We start from the raw sequence: 19296 nt of genomic DNA, 5'->3' as shown, positions 1-19296 counted from the left end.
TTTGTGTAGATTGGAGGGTATGATGAATGTTCGATTAGCTAATTCACAAGATTTATTACCATTGGAACTTATGTATCAATCTATCGTCAAACAAATGGAACAAGAAGGTTTGGCTATTTGGGATGACGTATATCCTTGTATATGCTTTCCTCAAGATGTAAAAAAGCAAGAGCTTTATGTAATAAGGGAAGGGAGAACTTATATTTCGGCGTTTGTATTAAGTGAAGCTCATGAAGGACAAGAAGATATCATGTGGGAATATCCACAAGCAAGAGCCTTTTATATAGATCGATTTGGCGTAAATGTGGCAGTTAGGGCAAAAGGGATGGGAATGTATACGCTACAGGAAGCAGTGAAAGAGGTCAAAAAAAAGGGGGAGATTCTTTGCGATTATTTGTTGTTGCGCATAATCAAAAAGCCATCCATTTATATGAGAAGTTTGGATTTCAAAGAGCTCATGGTGTATATCATGAAGTAATAGATGATAATCTTACATTGATAGAATATGGATATGAATTAAACATAAATGATCACATGAAAGAAAAGCTGTCAAGGATTTAAATTAATCCATGACAGCTTCTGTTTTTTCTTCTTTCGTCGTAACTTTTTTCATATATTGAAGACCAAAGATAACTGCTCCACCAACAATAAACCATAGGATATGGAAACTATCCAAACTCAATGGTGGTTTCGGCGTACTCAACGTTTGCGGTCCCATTATGATAGCATAGAAAGATCCAACCATCATTCCTATGATAAGAAAGATCATGATCGGGCGATGCTTTTCCAAAGCCCATTTGATCAACCTTACCACGGTTGCAATTCCGATTAACATACCAAGCGCAAACACACATAATATTGGCACATAAGATAAATCAAATCCCATCACCGCTTTGATTGCGGAAATGATAGGAACATATAAACCAAAGATCAAAAGTAAAGTAGAACCACTGATACCAGGAAGTACCATAGCAGAAATAGCCAGCATTGCCGCAACAAATACATAAAGAATCAAGCCGATATCAAGACTTGCTAGATTGACACCACTTTCTTTGCCACTTACAGGGTTGAAATAAGTGATGAAAGCAACGACGCCGATCCCTATCAAAAATGCTAATATGGTTTGCCACTTAAATTTGATACTTTCTTTTTCCTCTTTGATGACGATTGGAATAGCAAATAATATGAAGCCTATAAATAATGAGCTTATTTCATAGATGCGAGTATCAAAGATGTTCGCAAGAACACTTACCGCACTTAAGAAACCAATGACCCAGCCAATACCAATTTTAATTAAAAACTTGATAGCTTCTATTTTTTCTTGCTTGTTTCCGGCAATCAAGGCATCAAGTGAACCTATAAATTTATCATAAAAGCCTAACAAGAAAGCAATCGTTCCTCCAGATACACCAGGAACACTATCTGCCAGTGCCATGCAAAATCCTCGAATCATATTTAAAACAAACATAAGACTCCTCCTTCACGTATTCTTTATTATACAGGAAAATATGGGAAACGTAAAAAGGAAATACAAAAGATTTGTTAAGAAATGGTTAATTTGCAGGCAATTCTTTGATTGTTAAAGTTATAAACTGAAACATAAAAATGTTAAAAACCAATAAGAATCATACATTTTGGCTATATCTATATATAATAAATAATAGTGTCTAAGGCGGTAATTATCTGCTTCTCTAATTGAAAAAGTATTGTGGTTTTGTATATACCAAATGATTTCGTGATACTTGCGTATGCATGATTATTCTTAAAGTTTACTAGATGGTTGTGAAATCTTAGGGGTATCGTACCAATTAGAGGGAAAACCCAGACAATTTAATATCACGCTTATATCTATTGTTTTCAGTCTTACTTTCAAATACTTTGTTCTTTTTAAAAGTGTGTTGTGAAACAATGCATATTGATTTTTTGATAGTAACGCTTGCATTACTATGAATACATTATAAACATCCTGCTTTATGGAATCATTTGATATTGTATATTTATCATGTATCTCAGATAAATAACGAACATGTCCTTTGCATTTAAATCCTAATAGCTTATTATTATGTGCAACAATATTCCTTAAATCAACTACATTATCTAAATAGGAAATAAGATTGTTTGAAGTTAACTGGATAGAGTCGACACCTAAATTATCAGCTAAAAAAGTACTGAAATCTTTAGCAATTTTATTTTTCAAACCATCATCTAAGTATTTATAAAAATATAGCAATTCTCCAAAATGCATATAGTTTGTAAGAATCCAGAAAGGAACATCACCGTGTTTATGAATATAGTGATTTATTGGGTTGTTTGGAACTTTTTTATATTTATTGATAATATTTGACAAATTTGAAATGGTCTTTGTTACTTGAAGTATATTTCCGCTATTATAATTTGAAGCAATTAAATAGGCATATTCTTCATTCTTAAATTTTTCTGAGAAGCGATAAGCAAGTATTGATTTGAAATGTTTTTCTATTTCAAGAATATATTTAAAAAAAATAGATTTAATTTCTTTATCATAGTAATGTATCTGAGTGATTTCATCAAAATTAGTTCCAGGTATAAATTTATCATTATCATTCATGAAAAATTTTGCATAACAATTTATAACATTATAGTAATTGTTATGCAGAAGGAAATTTTTTGATTTTACTTCATCAGTGAAATTTAAACCACGGAATTTTAAGAGTTCATATTGTTCATCAATAGTTTTAAATGGTTTCATTTTTTTCCTCCATATTTAAAAAAAGCCTACCATTATAGTAGGCTTCTCGCAATAGTCTCCGTAGAGTTACTACCGCTTCTTTGTAAACACATTTTATATCGGTTTATTAGAATTGTCAAGAAAAAAGATCACCTGTCATCAAGTGATCCCGCAATAGTCTCCATAGAGTAACTATCGCTACACTTTATTATATGGATGATAAAGTGTTCCTATTCAACAAAAAATACTTTTTTATTTTGTATTACTTTTTTTATATATATTTTATATTGCTTGTGATACATATTTGGTTATGGAACCCATTACTTCATTTGACAAATGCAATTAAATGGATCAGCTAGCGAATGGTGAAGACAAACTTCTCAATGTATATAAAATTGGATAAATGGACTCAAAGAGTTATTTACCATATCATTTTGAAAAGCACTCACAAATACCTTTTGATATTGGAGAGAGTCTGCGCTGACTATCTGAAAATTTGTATTCAGAACCATAGCCATTAGCATTTTTATAGAAGTTCGGCGTTTTGGTTTTTCTTTTTCCTCGTGCCATTTGAAATACCCTCTTGCTTTCTTTAGTTTATGTCAAGCGTTGTAAAAAAAAATAAATTGACAGTCTTATCAAAATAGCATATACTTTCCAATGGAAAAAAGAATACCTTTAAATTTACCCAGAGAGGTAAATAAGGAAATCGTCTGAATTGAATGGTATAATCCATGAAACTGATATCACCTTGTTTTCATCTATCTCTGGGAAAATAAGGTTTTTTTAGGAGGAAAAATATGAAACGAATCAATGGAAAGCAATTAGCGAAACGCATGGCAATTGCCTTGATTTTGGGTTTAGGTGCTGGATTAGGCTGTATCGTAATTCGTGAATATATGTTGTCAAATGGACAAGGAGATGTTTGGAATACGATCAATCAGCTTTTATTCGCAGATATCACCAAAGAAGAAAATGCAAAAACACTTGGTATCTTCTATATTTTAGGACAGTTATTCATCAATGCATTACAACTTATCATCATTCCTATGGTATTTACAAGTATCACTTTAGCAATGTGTCATATCTCAGATACCAAAAAGCTTGGTCGTATTTCTTATAAAACCATTGGCTTCTTCTTTCTGACATCCTTTTTGGCTTTGATCGTCGCAGGTGCTGTTGGATTTGGTGTATATCACGCCGGTTTCTTTCATGTGTCTATAGAATCTTCACTGAATAGTGCACAAGGTTCTACTGCGAGCAACCCTTTACTGGTATTAGTACAAGCAATTCCTAATAATATCGCCAATGCCTTTAGTAACAATGGTGGTGTATTAAGTATTGTCTTCTTAGCGGTTTGTGTGGGGATGTGTATGAATGTCTTAGGGGAAAAGGTTACGGTTGTGAAAAAACTATTGCAGGAAATCAATGATATCGTAGTAGTATTCTTAAGTTTCGTCATAACAAAATTTGGTCCGATTGCCATTTTCTTTCTACTAACTAGGACCTTTGCAATATATGGTGTTGAACATCTAAAGCCGGCAGCAGCTTACGTAATAACAACTGTAGTTACGTTATTGTTATTTCTTACTGTTGGATATGCCATTATTTTGTTTTTGATGACTCGATTGAATCCATTACCTTTCTTAAGAAAGATCGCTAAGGTTTCTTTATTTGGTTTTTCTACCTCATCCTCTGCAGCTACGTTGCCTTTAAATGAAAAGACGACCGTAGAAGAGTTAGGTGTCAGTAAGGAAATCGCATCCTTTGTATTACCTTTAGGAATGACCATCAACATGGATGGTACTGCAATCATGCAGGTAATCGCAGCAATATTTGTTGCTACAACAGCTGGATATGACGTGAGCTTTTCCAGCATTGCGATCATTGCTGTTTTAGCATTGGTAGCATCTATCGGAACACCTGCAGCTCCAGGTGCGGGTGCCGTTATCCTCTTCACTATCTTGACAGGTTTAGGTTATACCAATGATGCGGCTATGTTGGCATATTCACTGATTTTAGCAATCAATCGTCCGATTGAAATGCTAGTTACTTCATTGAACGTCATCGGAGATAGTTCTGCAAGTATTTATGTTGCGAAATCAGAAGGTTTATTGGATGAGGATGTGTATCATTCTTGATACATATAGAAAAGAAGATTTGATCACCAAAGGTGGTTATCAAGTCTTCTTTTTTTACGTTTTGTTTATTTCTAAGGTAAAAGATTACCTGCGGCAATATAAATATGATACCATTCTTCTTTGGTCAATTTGACTTCACAAGCATGAGCTAATTCATCAATGCGGTGTTGATTGGTCGTACCGACGATCACTTGCATGTTAGCTGGATGAGTTAAGAGCCAAGCCAAAGCAATCGCACTATTGGTAACTTGATGTTTTTTCGCTAGATCATCGATCACCTTGTTTACTTCAGGGAATTTATCATTATGTAAGAAAACACCTTCAAACATACCATATTGGAAAGGACTCCAACACTGTATTGTGATATCATGAACACGACAATATTCTATTAAACCATTATCACGATCGATACCATTTTCAAACTTTGTGTTGACATTGAATCCGGCATCCAGCATAGGCGTGTGCATTACACTGAATTGCATTTGATTGATTTCCAAAGGATAGTTTACTCCTTGTTTCATCAATTCAATCTGATAAGGGTTTTGATTACTAACGCCAAAATGCAGTACCTTTCCGGCTTTATATAATGTATCAAAGGCTTCATTCACTTCATAAGGATCCATTAACGCATCAGGGCGATGTAAAAGTAAATAATCAAGATGATCTGTTTCCAAATTCTTTAAGCTTTGATCAACACAGGATAGGATATACTCTTTACTAAAATCATAATAGGTAATTTTTTCTCCTTGATGTATGCCACATTTGCTTTGAATCAACATTTGATCTCTTAACTCAGGATTCTTCTTTAATACACGACCAAAGGCTTTTTCAGATTCACCACCGCCATAGATGTCCGCATGATCAAAAAAATTGATGCCATGCTTCAGATCAACACGAATTAATTCTTCTAATTGATGATCATCTAAAGATGGAATGCGCATACAGCCCTGAATCAGTGCAGGAGCTTTTTTTTCTTTAATGGTAATTGTTTTCATATCGTAGTTCTCCTTTATGTTATATGCTTATTGTAAACCACTTTATTCTTAGATACAACCAATATGATGACATTTGTACAGGCAATGGATCAAGATAAGAATAGGTTATACATGAAGGGGTGAATGTATGGCAATTAAGATATTTATCGACCAAGGACATAATCCAGGAAATATCAATGCTGGAGCAAGTGGCAATGGTCTTGTGGAAAGTGAGGTAACCTACAATGTAGGGATCATGTTGGCAGGATTATTATTCGCAGATCCTAACTTTGAGGTAAGAGTATCTCGCCCATATCCTGATACTGTATTAGGATATGATCAAAGTAGTTCATTAAGACAACGTGTGGATATGGCAAATGAATGGCCTGCGGATTATTTTATCAGTATTCATGTCAATAGCAACGAGAATCCAGCTATTAATGGATCGGAAATTTATGTTTATCGAGAAAACAGCGTGGCATATGATATGGCAGAGATCATATTAGATAGCATTGTGTATTTTACTGCTATGAAATATAACCAAGTACGCACAAATCCATCATTATATGTATTAAGAAGAACAACGATGCCTTCCATGTTGATCGAGCTTGGTTATTTAAGTAATCCTCATGATGCAGAGATTTTGAAGAACAATCAATTTGCATTTGCATTTGCGATTTATATCGGACTTTTGGAGTATTTTGGGCTACCTTATGAACTGTAAGGGTTTGCATTGAAAAAAAGTAGGAAATGGTTAGAAATCTATGATGATTTCATGTATAATAAGTCATTGGTGAGAATATGGAATTTGAAGAATTTTTGAAGCATTATGAAGGATCAATGGAAGAGGGGAAACAATCTCTTCTATCACAACATACACATTGTTTGATCCAAGGAACTGCAGGTACTGGAAAAACCACTCTTCTTAAAGTAAGAAGTGCATACTTAGTTGAGTGTGAGGGCGTAGATGCAGATTTGATTTGGAATATCACAAATGATGGTAGAAATGCAAAAAGAATGGCCAGAGAGTATCGCCATTCATTTGATGAGGTAGCAATGCCTCATTTTATGGATTTACGTGCTTTGGCTTACAAAATTATAAAAATGGATCATGAAGGAAAAGGAATTCCTGTATGGCCTGCCTATCGTAACTTAAAAAGTTTCGTGCGAAAGATCTGTAAAGAAATGTTTGCATTGACTTTATCAGAAGAGTTATTAGAGGAAGTATTATATCGTATCAGCTATTGCAAGAATATGTTATTATCTGATACGCAAATCGAAAAAATTAAAATAGAAGGTTTCCAATTTCCGGCCTTTTATAAGATGTATGAAAAAACAAGAAAAGCAAAACAGTTTTATGACAGTGATGATGTCATTGTAGAGGCATTATGCATTCTGCAATCAGATGAGGATGTAAGGGACGGTTGTCACCATGCAATCCATTATTTACACTTAGATGATGCACAGGAAGTCAGCTTTGCAGGACATATGTTATTACGTTTGTTATGTGGAGAAGATACACAACTATTTGCTGTTGCGGATAAACTACAATGCAGTAATAAAAGAAATTGTGCTTTTCCTGATGCATTAGACACATTGGATAGTGCATATCCAGGACTAAAAAGCTTTACATTGGAAACAAATTATCGAAATGCCTCTATGATTGGTGATGTGATACAACAATTTACTAAGAAGGAAGTATCCATTGCGCAAGAGGAACAAGGAGATGTGAAATTCAAAGGGTTTACTTCGATGGAACGAATCTATACGTATGCCTTAGAAGCTATCCAAAATGATTTAAATGGTGAGCATGTATTCCTTTATCGAAATGAAGAAATAGCACTGCCATTGATTGATATCCTGATGGAACATAACATCCCATTTTATTGTTCAAAAAGTGTTTCCTCTCTTTTAAAACAATCTATTCTTCAAGATATGGTATGCTTTGTACGTCTATTATCCGATGCAAATGATTTAGAAGCCTTTATCCAAATCAATGAACATTTTCATTTGGAAATACCTCAACGTGTATTATTAGAACTTGCGGAAAAAGTCAGAGGGGAAGGTATGGATGTGTACCAAGCGTTGACAGATAGTTCTTTACGTGCTGTCAGTAAAAAGAAATTGGCAGGAAAGATGGAAAAGATTCGTCTTGCGGCTATGAAAGATACGTTAGGTATGCTTCAATTTGTTTTAAAGGAATTTAATTATCGAGCGTATCTTGAAAAACAAAAAACAAATGAAAAAAATCCTGCAATGTTGGTATTATATACCATGGCAGAGCGATATCCTCAACCTCAGGAATTCATCAAACATATGGAGGCTCTTGCGGATTTTTCAATGATGGAGCTATCGAATGTGAAAATATGCTCTGTAGAGGAAAGTAAAGGAAATGAATATGATCATGTTTATATCATGGATTGTATGAATACCTTATTCCCTAAAACAGATGCCAGTGATCCCTTTGAGCGTCATCTCTTCTATATCGCAATGACAAGAGCGTTGAAGCATTTAGAGTTTTTCACTTTCAAAAAAGCAGCACACGTGAAAATGGAACTATCAAGTTTTCTATTTGAAATTTATCAACAGCAACAAAAAGATGAGGAAGATGTCACTCAAGAAAAGCAGATTTCCAGTGATAATCAGCCAAAACGTATTCGACTTGCTGATTTAAAAAGAGGAAAAAAGATCGTTCATACAACACTTGGTTTGGGACGTATCATGAAAATAAGTGATGGTATGATGCATGTACAGTTTGCACAAGAAGCAAAAACTTTAAATGCAAAACTCTGTATTCAAAATGATTTGATCAGTCTGCCATAAAAATTCAGAAAACAATCACAAATCTGTGCTGAAACTGTGCTATTATGATGCAGTCAGAAAGGATGTCGGTTATGTTTGGATGGAAGAAAAAAGAAAAAAAGCAAGCTTCAGTGATCAAACCTATACAAAGAATCGAAACAACGGCCAAACTGATTCATAAATCAGGGGAACCGATTGATGCTTTGTTGACAGGAGAAGCAATACCGATCGAAAAACCTATTTTTGAATTAACCTTTTTGTGTGAGGATGGTAAAGAAATAAAGGCTACCGTCAGTGAATTTGAATTCGGTAATGTAGAAATAGGCGATATGGGAAAATTAGTCTATGATGAATATAAATATTGTAATGAGATTATTAGTTTTGCAGATAAAATAGTTGAATTTAAGATGTAAAAAAGAAGATTCCTTATGTGAATCTTCTTTTTTACAAAATGTCTTAAACAAAATACTGATCAAAAGGCAAAATACTGATCAAATAAAAAAACTCTGATCATATCAGAGTTTCAACGTTACATGGCGCCTTAGACAAGACTCGAACTTGTGACCTGCCGGTTAACAGCCGGATGCTCTACCGACTGAGCTACTAAGGCACTTTTTTAACACCTAAATATAATAACATGAATTAGCATGTTGTGCAATAGCTTTTTGTAATTTTGCTAAAAAAGTTGAATTATTGTGATTTGATAACATCATGAAAAAAATGAAATAATTCATCAAGTACTCGTTGACTTTGGGGATATGTCGAACGCATTTGAAAATTATGCCTCAATCGCTCTTCTTTAGGGAATATATGCAGTTGACATGGAATCCTGTGTGATTTTAATATCTGATAACATTGGTTTGCTTGAGTGTAGAAAGAACGATATTCTGTATCCATAAGATAAACCGGTGGAAAGGTATGATCGATTTCATGAAAGATAGAAGCATGAAGTGGTATTTGATCATCACAAAAAAGCATATGAATGATTTCTTTCTTTAAAGGGAACTGAGCTTGGTTTCTAAATTCCTCTAAATCTAAGATTCCACATAAACTCGCTACACCACAACACTTGAGTTTCTTGTTCAAATCATTATCTTGTTTCCAAAGGCAGATAGCTTTCATTGCAAGATAAGCTCCTGCGGAGTCTGCACATAGTATCATCTGGTCTTGATTTAATTGATATGTTGTCATATGTTTTGAAAGAAATAGCATCGTTTGATATACATCATAGAGAATATCCTTATAATGAGCTTTGGGCGCAAGACGATAATTGATGTTAACCACCGCAAAATCATCTTGTGCTAATCGAGTAGCATAAGTTCGATACATCTTATCTTTAGAATGCATACAAAAGCCTCCTCCATGAACATAAAGGATAAAAGGATATTGTTTCCTTTTCTTAAGAGGGTAGAGAATATCTAAGGTATGTGCAACATCATGATCATCTTTATAAGGAATATCCTCTAAGATTTGACCACATGAAGAGGGATGCTCTTGTTGAAAGAGCTTTTCTTCTCTTTCTTCCATGAAACATAGTAATTCTTTTAACTGAGTTTCTTTCATATGCCTACCTCTCATTCTTTATAATAAAAAAAGACAATTCTTTGAATTGTCTTAGCATTCTTTACATGGTGACGCGTACGGGATTCGAACCCGTGAATGCTTGCGTGAAAGGCAAGTGAGTTAACCGTTTCTCCAACGCGCCATGTATTTAAAACTTGCTTCAATCGCAAGTGCTATAATATAATAGCATATTAATTTCGACAATGCAAGTCTTTTTTTGATAAAATGAGAATTTTTTTTTGCTTAACTTTTTTGCTGGATTTTATGTATAAAGCATTATTTTATGTAAAAACTATGATGAATAGGATAAGAAATATCTATATGATATAATAGATTCGGAAAAGTTTATGAAGGAGAAAAATCAAATGAAACGTATTTTGTTATTAACAACAGGTGGTACCATTGCGTCATCTCAAAGTGAAGAAGGATTGATACCATCTTTGACAAGTGAAGATATCTTATCCTATCTTGGATATCATGGTTCGCAATTACATATCGAATGTGAAGATTTATTAAGGTTAGACAGTAGTAATATGCAACCTGAGGAATGGGTGTTGATTGCAAATAGAGTTGCCCAAGTATATCAAGACTATGATGGTATCGTATTAAGTCATGGCACTGATACAATGGCATATACAGCAAGTGCTTTATCTTTTATGTTGAAAAATCTACCAATTCCATTGATCATCACTGGATCTCAACTTCCTCTTATTCATCCTCTTAGTGATGGGGTAGATAATATTCGTACTGCATTTCAAGCAGTACAACAGCAAATACAAGGTGTATATATTTGTTTTGATCGTAAAATTATGTTAGCGACAAGAGCCGTCAAAGTCCGTACGATGAATTTTGATGCATTTGAAAGTGTGAATATAGAACCGGTTGGTATCGTGGATGCGAGAGGACTTCATTTTCAAGAGGACTTACTAATTCAACCACAAGGTGCTTTTCAATTAGAGGATAAGCTTTGTACAGATGTTTTTTTAATCAAATTAACACCGGGAATGGATCCGGCGATCTTTGATGCCTTGATGCATATGAATTATAAAGGTATTTTGATTGAGGCATTTGGTGCTGGAGGAATCAATTTTATACGAAGAGATTTGATCAGTAAGTTAGAAGAAATGGTGACCAAGGGTATGAGTGTTGTCGTATGCTCTCAATGTTTATATGAAAATAGTGATTTCTCTATCTATCAAACTGGTCAGAAAGTACTAAAACATGGTGTCATACAAGGTTATGACATGACAAGTGAAGCAGCTTTGACAAAACTGATGTGGGCTCTTGGAAAAAGCAAAGATCCTTATGAGGTCAAAAGATTATTTGAAATTAGTTTTGTAAATGAAATCACTTTAAAATAGATATCAGTTCAGAATAGTTCAGCGTGTTTCAATACTTGATATGAACATGGTTATCCAATGATCAATTTCATAGGATGATGTTTTACCATTTAGTATTAAAAAACAGATGATTTAGTTTTATTTCATTTGACAAGACATTTATATGATGATAAAATGCAAACGGTGATAAGTATGAAAAGTGAAACAACATTAACAAAATTCCACTGTCCAAGATGGAATGAACTTCCTGATATGGATTTATATATGGATCAGGTTGTAACCTTATTAAATTCCTATTTGAAGGACTTTTGTTTGGAACAGCAAGGAAAGGCAATCACCTCTACCATGATCAATAACTATGTTAAGCATGGTATCGTGAGTGCACCAGTGAAAAAACGTTATAACCGTAAGCATATGGCATATCTCATTGTGGTTTGTATTCTAAAAACGGTGTTTCGTATGGATGAGATCAGTGATTTGATCAAGGTTCAGATGGATAAATATCCTCAGGATCAGGCTTATGATTATTTCTGTGCAGAACTGGAGTGTTGCTTGTTCAGCATTTGTACGCATAAACGTGTAAAACATATTCCAAGTGATGATGAAGGTAGTCCGATCGTTGATTTGATCAGGAATACAATTCAAGCAGTTGCCTATACTGCCTATGTGAGAGATGCGGTGAGAATATATGAGTCAGATATTGACACTAATGAAAACGATTGAATTGGGCAATGAATTACAAGATGAATTATTGAAGCTGTTAAAAGATATGAAACAATATCCAAAAACAGAAGGCTTTTTGTTAAATCATCATGCAAGTAAAAATGATAAAGAGATGGACAAATGTATGCAACAAATGGAGCTTTTGTTGGAACAGCTGATTTGCTTTTGTGGTGGTTGCGCTGCCAATGAGATCGAATGTAGGGACTTGTATGATGCCTATTCGTTCCTCTTTCAAATGTATGAAGACAACAAAAATATAAAACAAGAAAAGGAATTAAGCTATGGCAGTTTAGAGCTTCAGAAAAAACTACATAAGATTTATTATAAGGTAAGTGATAAAACTCAAGCCTTATCTAGAAAAAACGAATCCTAATCATCATGAAGGATTCGTTTTTTCTTATGTTATTTAGGATATATGGTATGGATGCATCGTTTTTTACGATCATAAATATAAGAGACACTTGAAAGATATTGGTGTTGACGATAATCACGAAAGCGTACATGTAAAAAATCATGATAAAGATCAAGTTGTAAACCTATTTGTTCTTTGCGAATTCCTCGTTGAACTTGATGGAAGGAAGGGACATTGATACAAAGTAGATCATCCTTCATACAAAGTGCCGTATGTGAATAGGAATTATGAAGATGACCGGATAGATATACGATTTGAGGGTTTCCTTTTAAGATACTCTCAAGTTGTGCATTTTGATAACCAACGTGCATGGAGCGATCTTCGCTGCCTGGATGGGTATCTGCCAAAGGATGATGACAAAGAATGAATTTCCAATCTGCCTGATCTTTTGTCAGCTCTTGTTCAAGCCATGTAAATTGGTCCTTTTCGATATACATGTTATTCTCCTGTGGCTTTTGTGTATTCAATACATAAAAGGAACATTGTTGAATTGTTTCTTTGTGATATAGTTCCTGTTGTAAGACATGACGTTTGATCAGAGGATGAATATGCAATGCTTCATCTAAATTGGGATGAAAGGTATCATGATTTCCCAATGCTATGAGCTGATGAAATCCATAAGGCATTAATAAAGAAAAGAATGCTTGGAATTGAAAGCCATAGGCGTTATTTGTTAAATCCCCTAATAAACATAAATAGGGTATGTTTCTATCCTTGATATCATTTAAAGCGAGTTGTAGTTGTTTATCCTTCCAAGGCATGGTTTGATGAATATCACTTAATAGCTCTGCCATTACTATAGGTTTTTCATTTTTTATACGATTTTTGAATACTTCTTCTGGTTTCTTCATAAATTCACCTCGTTACCTTTAGTATGGATAAGGAATGCGAAAAGTATTAAATTTCCTATTGTTAGGACAAAGAATTAAGCAGGAAAAGGCTGATTTTTGGTTTCTATCAGAAGTTATTTATGATAAACTGAATGTGGAAAAAGAAAGAAGGAAAAAAACATGGATTACGCAAAAGAGAGCTTACGTTTACATTATGAATGGAAAGGTAAACTAGACATGACGCCAAAAATGAAACTGGAAAACAAAGATGATTTATCTTTGGCTTATACCCCAGGTGTTGCCGCACCATGTCTGGAAATTGAAAAGGATATCAATCAATCATACGAATTGACGGGAAGAGGAAACTTGGTTGCTGTAGTAACAGATGGAACCGCTGTTCTTGGACTTGGTGATATTGGACCAGAAGCCGGTATGCCGGTCATGGAAGGTAAATGTGTATTATTTAAGGAATTTGGAGGAGTCAATGCCATTCCTTTATGCATAAGAAGCAAAGATACTGATGAAATCGTGAAAACTGTTTCTTTACTTGCTGGAAGCTTTGGAGGCATCAATTTGGAAGATATTGCTGCACCACGTTGTTTTGAAATTGAAGCAAAGCTGAAAGAAGTATGTGATATTCCAGTGTTCCATGATGATCAACACGGTACTGCGATCGTTACAGCAGCAGCATTATTAAATGCAGTGAAATTGGCTGGTAAACAAATGGGTAGCTTAAAAATGGTCATCAATGGTGCAGGTTCTGCAGGTATTGCGATAGCCAAGCTGCTATTGAAGATGGGCTTTGGTGATGTTGTGTTATGTGATAGTCGTGGAACTATTTATAAGGGCAGAGAAGGCATGAATGCTGATAAATGTGAAATGGCTGAAATTACGAATAAGGAAAACATTCAAGGAAGCCTTGCGGATGCTATGAAAGGCAGTGATGTATTTATCGGTGTTAGTGCTCCTGGTATCGTAAGTGAAGAAATGGTAGCAAGTATGAATGAAAAATCAATCGTGCTTCCAATGGCAAACCCGGTTCCAGAGATCATGCCAGATCTTGCGAAAAAAGCTGGTGCTTTTATCGTTGGTACCGGACGTAGTGATTTCCCTAATCAGATCAATAATGTATTGGCATTCCCTGGTATCTTTAGAGGGGCATTGGATGTTCGTGCCAGTGATATCAATGAAGATATGAAAGTTGCGGCAGCACAGGGTATTGCATCTTTGATCAAAGATGAGGATCTGACAGTAGATTATATCATACCAAGCGCATTGGATAAAAATGTTGCGAAGGTCGTAGCTCAAAAAGTCGCAGAAGCTGCGATTAAAAGCGGAGTCGCTAGAATTTAATCAAGAAAACAACAAGATTTCAGTGCTTGTTGTTTTTTTTTATACGCTGAGGAGAGAAAAGAAAAAGCAGAATGTGATCTGCTTTTTCTTTACCTTTATACCATGTTTTCCGGTCTTACGATTTCATCGAATTTTTCTGCTGTTAAAAGATTTAGCTTTACTGCTGCTTCTTTTAAGGATATATTTTCTTTAAATGCTGTTTTTGCGCATTTTGCGGCATTCTCATATCCTATATAAGGGTTTAAACTAGTGACGAGCATAAGTGAATGTTCCACATAATATTGCATTTTCTCTTGATTTGCTCGGATTCCAGAAACACAATGTTCCATAAAGGAATGGATGCCATCACTTAATAAGCGTACAGATTGAAGGAAATTATGGATACAAACGGGCATAAATACATTTAATTCAAAATTCCCTTGACTTGCGGCAATACCAATAGCTGTATCATTGGCCATGACTTGAACAGCAACCATGGTCATAGATTCACATTGCGTAGGATTGACTTTTCCCGGCATGATAGAACTTCCAGGTTCATTTTCAGGAATACTGATTTCACCTAATCCACATCTTGGACCACTACTTAACCAACGAACATCATTGGCGATTTTCATCATATTCGCAGCCAAAGCTTTTAAAGCACCATGAGCAAAGACAAGATCATCCTTGCTGGTTAATGCATGAAATTTATTTGGATTGGTTTCAAATTTGCGTCCTGCCAGTTCACTAAGTGCTTTTGCGACCTCCACATCAAATCCAGCCGGAGTATTCAGACCTGTTCCTACGGCAGTACCACCAAGTGCTAGATGATGTAATCCATCTAATGCAGTAATGATCTGTTTGCGACTATTCTCTACCATTCCTCTCCAACCACTGATCTCTTGTGAGAATTTGATAGGAGTGGCATCTTGTAAATGGGTCCTTCCACTCTTGATGATGCCGTCATGCTCTTTTTCTAATCGATGAAGGGTATCGATAAAAGCATTTAATACCGGCAATAAGTGATCCTCTATTTCCATTGCAGCCGCAATATGCATAGCGGTAGGAAAGGTATCATTACTACTTTGTGACATATTGACATGATCATTTGGATGTAAGATCTTCATGCCGGCTAGCTCGTTACCACGATTTGCAATGACTTCATTTACATTCATATTAGATTGTGTACCACTACCGGTTTGCCATACGCTTAAAGGGAAATGTGCATCTAATGTTCCTTCTGATATTTCACGGCATACACTTGTGATCAAATGACATCGTTCTTCATCTAGCTTACCTAAACGTTGATTGGTAATCGCTGCTGCGGATTTTAATAATGCAAATGCACGTATCATTTCCATAGGAATTTTTTCCGTACTGATTTGAAAATTTTCAAAGCTTCTTTGTGTTTGTGCACCCCAATAGGCATTTGCCGGTACCAGCACTTCACCCATGGAATCGTGTTCTATTCTTTTTTCCATACCTTGATCTCTCCTTGTTTTCGATAGTATCATTTTAACAGAAATCTATATATAAAAAAAGATGAACGTTTCCTAGCGTTAGGATAAGAAACGACTCATCATAATAGGATAGATAAGATTAAAAAACATAGGAATAGCACAACGTGTAAACTGGTTCCGATAATTCCTAATACCAAACCGGCGATTGCTTGACCAACAGGAGGATATTGTTTTGCTTTTGCTCCTGCGACAATGGAAAATATTCCGCAACCTAGAGCAAACAAGGAAATGACACAACCCCAAAAAAAGAAGAAGATGCCAATTGGTATCGCTACAGCACTCAATGATACCGATACGATTCCACATACCATAGCTGCGATCCCTAATCCGTTTTTACCAAATTCTTCATCCATATGGCTCACCTTCTGACATTGTTATTGTCCCTTTCTTGACTCGTTTAGTATATCAGAAAATGATGTAAAACACAATTCAGTTGATGAATGACTACTTGATAAGAGCTATATGAAAAAAACAAAACTTACATATTTGTTAGAGAGATGTAAGGGGAAGCTAAGGTACATCAAAACACATAAGTGTATACTGTGAAGTATAAAGGAGGTAACTGTAATGAAAATGTCCAAAATACTGTTATCAGCAGCGGCTCTTGCGGGAGCCTATGTATTATTTAGAAGAAAGCGTAGAATCATCTTACAAGATAGGTAAGTCACAACATCAATAAAGTTCGATAAAAAAAGAGTTTGAGCTCAATCACATTAACTTACAATGACATTGAACATAAACTCTTTTTTTTCTTATGCAATATGATAATCGTCATCTAAGATATCAACTTGATCCAATCCAATCAGGAAATAATGAGGATAATGATATAATAGGTTTTTATTGACAAAACTAGTAGCGCCGATCAAAGAATTCACATCTTCAATAGAGGTATATTTCATTAGATGAGTGATATAATTAAAGTCTGTTTTCATAGCTGTGTATTCTTTATCCGCAAAACTGTAGATCTCTTTTTCTTCAATAAATTTGGTTTTTCTACTCAATGGCTTGATCACATTACGAGCATATGCAGGTGCACTGATTTCATAGCCATTCATGCTTAACGGTGTACCTACCTCTACGATTGCCTTTAGGATCCTTGCTTGATCGATTTTCTTTCCAAAGGAATCATCCTTTACATTGATCACAAATTTTCTTCCTTCCGCAAATTGACGGATGTGGTATTCATTTTGGAAAAACAGGTATACATGACCATTTAAAATTTCGGCAATGTCCTCTTTAACAGGCTCATATCCAACCCATCCTCCAAAATCATTCACATCTGCTATTTCGATTCCATACATTACGCTTTTCATAAGAATACTCCTTTCGTCCTTAACCTTATTATAAACCAAAATCATAAGAAAACCAGTTTTTTTCATTGTACATTTGTGAAGTTTTGTACATAATGGTATCAATCATAGAAATCTACGATCATTCAATATCTTTATAGTATTTACTCTTTTCAAATTTACGTTATAATGAAGTTGATAGAAAAGGGGATTTTTATGGAGAAAAAAACAAGATATTGTCCTTCCTGTGGCAATAAGACGAATGATGCTACTTGTGAAATCTGTGGTCGAAGCACGAAGCCGATCAGTATGAGTACACATGAGCGTGAATTAGATTTGATCAAGGATGATATTGATATTCATCAAAAGCATGAGTTTCGTGGTGATCAGGGACATCAAGAGTCAAAGGCAACTCATCATACAAGAAAAAAAGCGCCTTATTTACATTTAAAGGCAGGAGAACATCCATATGAAAGCGAAGCTAAGACAAAGCGGTTCACGATACCATCCGATCAACAAGAGCTGATAAAGGCGATTCCCATGCTTGTGAGCGTTGTAGGTATCATCGTTGCTTTCATTATCGGTTTACAAAGTAATGATGATGAGGATTCTTTTGAAAATTATACGGTATTACAAGGAAATTTCTATGATTATATTAGCGATGAGGGAACTGTGGCGCAAGTCACATGTTCATTGGAGAAGGGGCAAGGTGTCGATTATTATCGCTTAGATAATCCTACGACGTATTTTGTGAGTGGTGAAGTATCCATAGATCATCAATCTTTCACATACGTTAGCCTTATGCAACCGAATAGCACTTTGATGATACCTACAACGAGTAGAGCTGGTCAATGTCAGATGGAGGTAGACTCTTCTTATGATTTTGCTTTTCATCGCCCAACGATTGATTATCATATTGAAGAAAAGGAAAACAAAATTCGTTATACATTTGCGAAGGGTACGGAAATAGAAGATATGAAAGAAGTGCTGAAACATTCGCTTGCAGGTTATGTACAATCATCTTATACGTACGATGATATCAGGATCTATGAACAAGAGGAACAGGTGTATAAGGTAGTATTGGAAGTAGATGAACAGATTCATGTAACCATGCAACCATTAGACGAAAGTCGATATACCCAACGATTCAGTTTTGGTCTTAACGAAGAATAAAGACTTTCGTATTTGTAAGAAAAGTGTTAGAATGAATAACGTAAAAAGGAGATTTTGACCATGAAAAATACAATTCGATTAAGTGAAGAAATATCTAAAAACGTTTCCGCAAGAAAACATATCACAACTTCTATTGATTATTTCTGTGAAAGCGAACAAGACGCAAAGACATTAACAGACAACATCACAAGAGTTCTTACAAAGAATTTAGGTGATACCAATCTCGCAAAGATCACTTATGAATATTACCCAAATGATAAGAAGGTAGAAGTTGTTATCATTGAGCACATATAAAAAGCAGGGCATCCTGCTTTTTTATTTTAGGAAAGTTCTTCTAGCAGTAAACCCAAAGAAAAAAGCTAAAAAGTTATCTAAGATGAACATTTTAGCTTAGAAGGCATTATAAAAAAAGATGATAAAAAAGGTAAATCTTCAGGATCAAATCCTGATTCACATTGTCAACTTTCTTTTCTTTATTATGCCAAATCAT

At 34.9% G+C, this 19296-nt stretch carries 20 protein-coding genes and 2 tRNA genes; 11 read left to right on the top strand and 11 right to left on the bottom strand.

The annotated features are described in order from the left end of the window. Nucleotides 1-22: 22 nt before the first annotated feature. Nucleotides 23-478: a GNAT family N-acetyltransferase gene (locus tag UGRO018_RS12880; RefSeq protein WP_416326899.1), complete on the top strand. Its 456-nt coding sequence runs from the start codon at nt 23-25 to the stop codon at nt 476-478. 84 nt (nt 479-562) lie between these two features. On the opposite strand, the gene UGRO018_RS12875 is transcribed toward UGRO018_RS12880, so the two are convergent. From UGRO018_RS12875 to UGRO018_RS12865, 3 genes are all read right to left on the bottom strand, one after another. Continuing rightward, complete coding sequence (locus tag UGRO018_RS12875; RefSeq protein ID WP_416326898.1) at nt 563-1468, bottom strand: DUF368 domain-containing protein; 906 nt, start codon at nt 1466-1468, stop codon at nt 563-565. A gap of 294 nt (nt 1469-1762) precedes the next feature. Further along, nucleotides 1763-2728 (bottom strand): Abi family protein, encoded by a 966-nt coding sequence (locus UGRO018_RS12870; RefSeq protein WP_416326897.1) that lies wholly within the window; start codon nt 2726-2728, stop codon nt 1763-1765. Nucleotides 2729-3136: 408 nt separating this feature from the next. Next, nucleotides 3137-3277: a hypothetical protein gene (locus tag UGRO018_RS12865; protein ID WP_416326896.1), complete on the bottom strand. Its 141-nt coding sequence runs from the start codon at nt 3275-3277 to the stop codon at nt 3137-3139. Between the two features lie 230 nt (nt 3278-3507). On the opposite strand from UGRO018_RS12865, the gene UGRO018_RS12860 reads away from it, so the two are divergent. Further along, nucleotides 3508-4848, top strand: coding sequence for a dicarboxylate/amino acid:cation symporter (locus tag UGRO018_RS12860; RefSeq protein WP_416326895.1), 1341 nt, complete (start codon nt 3508-3510; stop codon nt 4846-4848). A gap of 71 nt (nt 4849-4919) precedes the next feature. Here the strand turns inward: UGRO018_RS12860 and UGRO018_RS12855 are convergent, their stop codons facing one another. Continuing rightward, a complete protein-coding gene (locus UGRO018_RS12855) occupies nt 4920-5843 on the bottom strand; it encodes an aldo/keto reductase (protein WP_416326894.1) in 924 nt (307 codons plus the stop codon). A gap of 127 nt (nt 5844-5970) precedes the next feature. On the opposite strand from UGRO018_RS12855, the gene UGRO018_RS12850 reads away from it, so the two are divergent. The 3 genes from UGRO018_RS12850 (at nt 5971) to UGRO018_RS12840 (ending at nt 9037) form a co-directional block, all read left to right on the top strand. Beyond that, nucleotides 5971-6546 (top strand): N-acetylmuramoyl-L-alanine amidase family protein, encoded by a 576-nt coding sequence (locus UGRO018_RS12850; RefSeq protein WP_416326893.1) that lies wholly within the window; start codon nt 5971-5973, stop codon nt 6544-6546. 77 nt (nt 6547-6623) lie between these two features. Continuing rightward, nucleotides 6624-8645 carry a UvrD-helicase domain-containing protein gene (locus UGRO018_RS12845; RefSeq protein ID WP_416326892.1) on the top strand — a complete coding sequence of 674 codons (2022 nt, stop codon included), beginning with the start codon at nt 6624-6626 and terminating at the stop codon, nt 8643-8645. Nucleotides 8646-8716: 71 nt separating this feature from the next. Then, nucleotides 8717-9037: a DUF2500 domain-containing protein gene (locus tag UGRO018_RS12840; RefSeq protein WP_416326891.1), complete on the top strand. Its 321-nt coding sequence runs from the start codon at nt 8717-8719 to the stop codon at nt 9035-9037. 121 nt (nt 9038-9158) lie between these two features. Here UGRO018_RS12840 and UGRO018_RS12835 read toward each other — a convergent pair. The 3 genes from UGRO018_RS12835 to UGRO018_RS12825 all read right to left on the bottom strand — a co-directional run bounded on the left by UGRO018_RS12835 (nt 9159) and on the right by UGRO018_RS12825 (nt 10329). Continuing rightward, nucleotides 9159-9234, bottom strand: a tRNA-Asn gene (locus UGRO018_RS12835). Between the two features lie 80 nt (nt 9235-9314). Continuing rightward, nucleotides 9315-10187 (bottom strand): alpha/beta hydrolase, encoded by an 873-nt coding sequence (locus UGRO018_RS12830; RefSeq protein WP_416326890.1) that lies wholly within the window; start codon nt 10185-10187, stop codon nt 9315-9317. Nucleotides 10188-10253: 66 nt separating this feature from the next. After that, nucleotides 10254-10329: transfer RNA gene (locus tag UGRO018_RS12825), tRNA-Glu, on the bottom strand. Nucleotides 10330-10552: 223 nt separating this feature from the next. Between UGRO018_RS12825 and UGRO018_RS12820 the strand changes: the two genes are divergently transcribed. From UGRO018_RS12820 to UGRO018_RS12810, 3 genes are all read left to right on the top strand, one after another. Then, nucleotides 10553-11548 (top strand): asparaginase, encoded by a 996-nt coding sequence (locus UGRO018_RS12820; protein ID WP_416326889.1) that lies wholly within the window; start codon nt 10553-10555, stop codon nt 11546-11548. A gap of 153 nt (nt 11549-11701) precedes the next feature. Further along, nucleotides 11702-12250, top strand: a complete 549-nt coding sequence (locus tag UGRO018_RS12815) for a DUF1836 domain-containing protein (RefSeq protein ID WP_416326888.1) — start codon at nt 11702-11704, stop codon at nt 12248-12250. Then, nucleotides 12216-12623 (top strand): hypothetical protein, encoded by a 408-nt coding sequence (locus UGRO018_RS12810; protein ID WP_416326887.1) that lies wholly within the window; start codon nt 12216-12218, stop codon nt 12621-12623. The genes UGRO018_RS12815 and UGRO018_RS12810 overlap by 35 nt, the downstream gene beginning before the upstream one ends. Nucleotides 12624-12652: 29 nt before the next feature. On the opposite strand, the gene UGRO018_RS12805 is transcribed toward UGRO018_RS12810, so the two are convergent. Next, nucleotides 12653-13513 carry a metallophosphoesterase family protein gene (locus tag UGRO018_RS12805; protein ID WP_416326886.1) on the bottom strand — a complete coding sequence of 287 codons (861 nt, stop codon included), beginning with the start codon at nt 13511-13513 and terminating at the stop codon, nt 12653-12655. Nucleotides 13514-13672: 159 nt separating this feature from the next. Between UGRO018_RS12805 and UGRO018_RS12800 the strand changes: the two genes are divergently transcribed. Next, on the top strand, nt 13673-14845 hold the full coding sequence (locus tag UGRO018_RS12800; RefSeq protein WP_416326885.1) for an NAD(P)-dependent malic enzyme: 1173 nt from the start codon (nt 13673-13675) through the stop codon (nt 14843-14845). A 95-nt stretch (nt 14846-14940) separates the two neighbouring features. On the opposite strand, the gene fumC is transcribed toward UGRO018_RS12800, so the two are convergent. The 3 genes from fumC to UGRO018_RS12785 all read right to left on the bottom strand — a co-directional run bounded on the left by fumC (nt 14941) and on the right by UGRO018_RS12785 (nt 17657). Next, entirely contained in the window at nt 14941-16305 is a 1365-nt protein-coding gene (gene fumC / locus UGRO018_RS12795; RefSeq protein ID WP_416326884.1) for a class II fumarate hydratase, read from the bottom strand. A 98-nt stretch (nt 16306-16403) separates the two neighbouring features. After that, entirely contained in the window at nt 16404-16697 is a 294-nt protein-coding gene (locus UGRO018_RS12790) for a hypothetical protein (protein WP_416326883.1), read from the bottom strand. A 399-nt stretch (nt 16698-17096) separates the two neighbouring features. Continuing rightward, nucleotides 17097-17657 (bottom strand): hypothetical protein, encoded by a 561-nt coding sequence (locus UGRO018_RS12785; protein ID WP_416326882.1) that lies wholly within the window; start codon nt 17655-17657, stop codon nt 17097-17099. Between the two features lie 192 nt (nt 17658-17849). Between UGRO018_RS12785 and UGRO018_RS12780 the strand changes: the two genes are divergently transcribed. Both UGRO018_RS12780 and UGRO018_RS12775 read left to right on the top strand, forming a co-directional pair. Next, nucleotides 17850-18806: a hypothetical protein gene (locus tag UGRO018_RS12780; RefSeq protein WP_416326881.1), complete on the top strand. Its 957-nt coding sequence runs from the start codon at nt 17850-17852 to the stop codon at nt 18804-18806. Between the two features lie 60 nt (nt 18807-18866). Continuing rightward, nucleotides 18867-19100, top strand: a complete 234-nt coding sequence (locus UGRO018_RS12775; protein WP_416326880.1) for a hypothetical protein — start codon at nt 18867-18869, stop codon at nt 19098-19100. Nucleotides 19101-19296 lie beyond the last annotated feature (196 nt).

The organism is Hoskinsella mucinilytica (assembly GCF_045223415.1).
Taxonomy (GTDB): domain Bacteria; phylum Bacillota_I; class Bacilli_A; order Erysipelotrichales; family Erysipelotrichaceae; genus Hoskinsella; species Hoskinsella mucinilytica.
This window is presented reverse-complemented; position numbering and strand designations above follow the sequence as displayed.